At 69.2% G+C, this 4,244-nt stretch carries 6 protein-coding genes and 1 tRNA gene; all 7 read left to right on the forward strand.

What is annotated here, in order from left to right; translation table 11 throughout:
• Nucleotides 1-47: 47 nt before the first annotated feature.
• The gene (locus G6017_RS08415; protein WP_182616913.1) at nucleotides 48-548 is read left to right on the forward strand and encodes a MaoC/PaaZ C-terminal domain-containing protein; all 501 of its coding nucleotides are present in this window, start codon (nucleotides 48-50) and stop codon (nucleotides 546-548) included.
• 151 nt (nucleotides 549-699) lie between these two features.
• Nucleotides 700-772, forward strand: a tRNA-Trp gene (locus G6017_RS08420).
• Nucleotides 773-809: 37 nt separating this feature from the next.
• On the forward strand, nucleotides 810-1,178 hold the full coding sequence (gene secE, locus G6017_RS17315) for a preprotein translocase subunit SecE (protein WP_179523170.1): 369 nt from the start codon (nucleotides 810-812) through the stop codon (nucleotides 1,176-1,178).
• A 64-nt stretch (nucleotides 1,179-1,242) separates the two neighbouring features.
• The gene (gene nusG, locus G6017_RS08430; protein WP_179523169.1) at nucleotides 1,243-2,142 is read left to right on the forward strand and encodes a transcription termination/antitermination protein NusG; all 900 of its coding nucleotides are present in this window, start codon (nucleotides 1,243-1,245) and stop codon (nucleotides 2,140-2,142) included.
• A gap of 253 nt (nucleotides 2,143-2,395) precedes the next feature.
• A complete protein-coding gene (rplK, locus tag G6017_RS08435; RefSeq protein WP_095717641.1) occupies nucleotides 2,396-2,830 on the forward strand; it encodes a 50S ribosomal protein L11 in 435 nt (144 codons plus the stop codon).
• Nucleotides 2,831-2,921: 91 nt separating this feature from the next.
• Nucleotides 2,922-3,644, forward strand: a complete 723-nt coding sequence (rplA, locus tag G6017_RS08440; protein ID WP_179523168.1) for a 50S ribosomal protein L1 — start codon at nucleotides 2,922-2,924, stop codon at nucleotides 3,642-3,644.
• 198 nt (nucleotides 3,645-3,842) lie between these two features.
• Nucleotides 3,843-4,244, forward strand: a 402-nt coding sequence (locus G6017_RS08445) for a hydroxymethylglutaryl-CoA lyase-like TIM-barrel protein (protein ID WP_524536267.1), incomplete at its 3' end; no start/stop codon positions are given.

Genomic DNA, 4,244 nt, shown 5'->3' on the forward strand with positions numbered 1-4,244 from the left:
GCGGTCCAGTCGCTGACGAGCGCGCTGCTCACCGCGGAGGTGGAGGGATGACCACGGACGAGCCGACGAGCACGGACAACCCGACGACGGACGAACCGACGAGGGACGAGCCGACGACGACGAGGCGACCGGAGCCCGGCGAGCCCATCCGGGCCCGCAGCCTGCCGGTGACGCGTGCGGACCTGCGCCGCTACGCGGACGCCTCGGGGGACCACAACCCCATCCACCTCAGTGACGAGGCCGCCCGCGAGCTCGGTCTGCCCGGCGTGGTCGCGCACGGGATGCTGACCTCGGCGCTGGCGATCGGGGTCGTGGCCGAGTGGGCCGGGGGAGCGGACCGGGTGGTGGCCACCTTGATCCGGTTCGCCGGACCGGTGGTGGTCCCTGCCGACGCCCCGGCCCTGTTGGAGGTGGCCGGCACGGTGAGGAGGGTCGCCGACGACGGTTCCACGGCAGACGTGGCCCTCACGGTCACCTGCGGCGGGGCCAAGGTGTTCGGCAAGGCGATCGTGACCGTCGCCCTCGACGGCGCCGATCGAGCGATTTAGAGCCACTGCCGGGGCTGACGTACACTTGCCACGCCCGACCGCCCGCGGTCGCGGCCCACGCTGCCTGAGGCAGCCGCCGACACTGTAGAGTCGAGGCGTTCGTGCGGTCCGCGATTCGTGAGACGGCACGGGTGGCCGGGAGACCGGCCGAAGGGGCGTAGCTCAATTGGCAGAGCAGCGGTCTCCAAAACCGCAGGTTGCAGGTTCAAGTCCTGTCGCCCCTGCCCTTCCCGCCAGCCACAGTCGACCCGGAGGTAACGCGTGAGTCAGGATCGCGACGACGACACCAGCGGCGCGCGCGGTTCCGACGGCGCGGCCGGTACCACCGGTGCCGCTGTTCCGACGGGCTCTGCTGTTCCGACAGGCAAAGCCGGCCGGAGCGACACCACCGTCGCCAATCGTGTCCGCACCGATGCGGACACCGCGGAGGACACGCGGGCCAACCGCGCGAATCCGTTCCAGTACATCGGGCAGGTCATCGAGGAGCTGCGTAAGGTCATCTGGCCCACGCGCAACCAGATGGTCACTTACACCATCGTGGTGTTCCTGTTCCTGATCTTCATGACCGCGCTGGTCTCCGGCGTCGACTTCGGCGCGGGCAAGCTCGTCGAGCTCGTCTTCGACCGCTGACACCCGCCGCTGGAGGTCCGGGACGAGATCCGGACCGCCGAACTTCGAGAGGACCGCAATTTCAGTGAGCGACATCGAGCAGAGCCCCGAATCCGAGGACGTCGAGCAGAGCCCGGCTGCCGCCGAGCAGGCCGAGACCGCGGCGGATGCGGTGCTCGGTGACACCTCCGCGGACCCCTCCGACGTCGCGGTCCCGCCGACCGCCGAGGCCGTGGCGGATGCCATCGACGCGGTCGCCGGCACCGATGAGGACGCCGACGAGGTCGCCGACGTCACCGATGAGGCCGACGCCGCGGAGGGATCCGAGTCGGCAGAGGCCCCCGCCGAGGAGGCGGCGCCCGCGATCGATCCCGTCATCGCCTTCAAGCGCCAGCTGCGCAAGCTCCCCGGCGACTGGTTCGTCGTCCACTCGTACGCCGGGTACGAGAACAAGGTCAAGGCCAATCTCGAGACCCGCGCGGTCACCCTCGGCGCGGAGGACAAGATCTATCAGGTCGAGGTCCCCATCGAGGAGTACACCGAGGTCAAGAACGGCCAGAAGAAGGTCGCCAACCGCAAGGTCCTGCCCGGCTACGTCCTGGTGCGTATGGACCTCGACGACGAGTCATGGGGTGTCGTCCGCAACACCCCCGGCGTGACCGGGTTCGTCAGCGCGACCGGCGGTGCGGCCGGTGCGCCCACCCCGCTCTCGCTGAGCGACGTGGCCAAGTTCCTGGCCCCCAAGCCGGAGAAGAAGGCCGCCACCCCCGGTGGCGAGGCCGACGGTGGACTGGTCCCGCAGACCGTCGAGGTGGAGTTCACGGTCGGCGAGTCGGTCACCGTCATGGACGGCCCGTTCGCCACCCTGCCCGCCAGCATCTCCGAGGTCGATCCGACCTCGCAGAAGCTCAAGGTGCTCGTGTCCATCTTCGGTCGCGAGACCCCGGTGGAGCTCGGATTCTCCCAGGTGGAGAAGATCGACTGACCAGCGCGATCACCCCGACGGCCCGCCCCGCGCACACCGCGCGCGGCGGGTCCCGTCGTTTCGGGGATCGCGCCACGGTGCGCCGGATCGGATTAGCCGTTGCACGTCGATTGCACGTAGACTCTCCAAGGTTGTGCCTGCGCCCCCGCATGCCCTGCCCGACGGGCGGGCCTGAGGGGAGCGGCGCACACGACAGTCGGCCTCCCACGTGTACAGCGTGGAGCCGAGATCCAGTCGAAGAATCAGGAAGACGATGCCTCCGAAGAAGAAGAAGGTCTCAGGGCTGATCAAGCTCCAGATCAACGCCGGCGCAGCCAACCCGGCACCGCCGGTCGGCCCGGCTCTGGGTGCCCATGGTGTCAACATCATGGAGTTCTGCAAGGCCTACAACGCAGCCACCGAGAACCAGCGCGGGAACGTCGTGCCGGTCGAGATCACGGTCTACGAGGACCGTTCTTTCGACTTCAAGCTCAAGACGCCGCCGGCCGCCAAGCTCCTGCTCAAGGCCGCCGGCCTGCAGAAGGGTTCGGGCACCCCGCACTCCGCCAAGGTCGGCAAGGTCTCCATGGACCAGGTCCGCGAGATCGCGCAGACCAAGATGGAGGACCTCAACGCCAACGACGTCGACCAGGCCGCGAAGATCATCGCCGGCACCGCCCGCTCCATGGGCATCACGGTCGAGGCCTGACCTCCACCACCACACATCACCGTGGGAGGGCAGCTCAGGCCCGCACCACACCCGACCGTCGCAGAGAACACGCGGCAGGAATGGAACTCTCATGAGCAAGAACAGCAAGGCCTACAAGGCCGCAGCTGACAAGGTCGACCGCACCAAGCTGTACTCGCCTCTGGATGCCCTGGCACTGGCCAAGGACACCTCCTCGACGAAGATGGACGCCACCGTCGAGGTCGCCATGCGACTTGGCGTCGACTCCCGCAAGGCGGACCAGATGGTCCGCGGCACCGTGAATCTTCCCAACGGTACCGGTAAGACCGCCCGCGTCATCGTCTTCGCCGCGGGCGAGAAGGCCACCGAGGCCGAGGCCGCCGGCGCCGACGTCGTGGGCTCCGACGACCTCATCGAGCGGATCCAGGGCGGCTGGCTCGACTTCGACGCCGCGATCGCCACGCCGGACCAGATGGCCAAGGTCGGCCGTGTGGCCCGCGTGCTCGGCCCGCGTGGCCTCATGCCGAACCCCAAGACGGGCACCGTCACCATGGACGTGACCAAGGCCGTCAGCGACATCAAGGGCGGCAAGGTCACCTTCCGCACCGACAAGGCCAACAACCTGCACTTCATCGTGGGCAAGGCGTCGTTCTCCACCGAGCAGCTCACGGAGAACTACCAGGCCGCGATCGACGAGGTCATGCGTCTCAAGCCGTCCTCCTCCAAGGGCCGCTACCTGCAGAAGATCACCGTGTCCACCACGACCGGACCCGGCATCCCGGTCGACCCCTCGGCGATCTCCAAGCTCCTCGAGGCGGGCACCGACTCCCAGTGAGTTGATCCCCCGGTAGGAGGGCCCCGCGACCGTTCACGGCGCGGGGCCCTTCGCTGTCAGGGATGTCCCGGCCGTCATACCCCGGCCGTCATACCCCGGCCGCACCCGCGGGTACCGTCATCGCCAGGATCTCCCAGGCCGCCATGGGACCCGGCACACCGCACCACACGGCGGTCCCGGATGCGGAAGGACACCCCCATGAACACGCGGTCCAACGGAGACGTGGCAGTGCGCGACGTCGCCCTGAGGGACGGACTCCAGCTGACGGAGGGGCGACTGGGTACCGCCGGCAAGGTTGAGCTCGTCCGCACGTTGCTCCGGTCCGGCGTCCCCGAACTCGAGGTGGGGTCGATGGCCAGGCCGGACCTGGTCCCGGCGCTCGCCGACACGCTCGACGTGATCGTCGCCCTGGACGAGGCCGAGCGGGACCGCTGCTGGGTCTGGGTGGCCACGCCCGGCCACGTGCGGCGCGCCGCCGACGCCGGGGTGAGGCGATTCCAGTACTGCCTGTCGGTGACGGACGCGCACAACCGGGCCAACATCGGCCGGGACGTCGAGACGAGCATGGCCGCGCTGCCCGAGGCGGTGCGGGCGGCCGAC

Origin of the sequence: Dietzia sp. B44 (genome assembly GCF_014145245.1) — a bacterium.
Taxonomy (GTDB): Bacteria; Actinomycetota; Actinomycetes; order Mycobacteriales; family Mycobacteriaceae; genus Dietzia; species Dietzia natronolimnaea.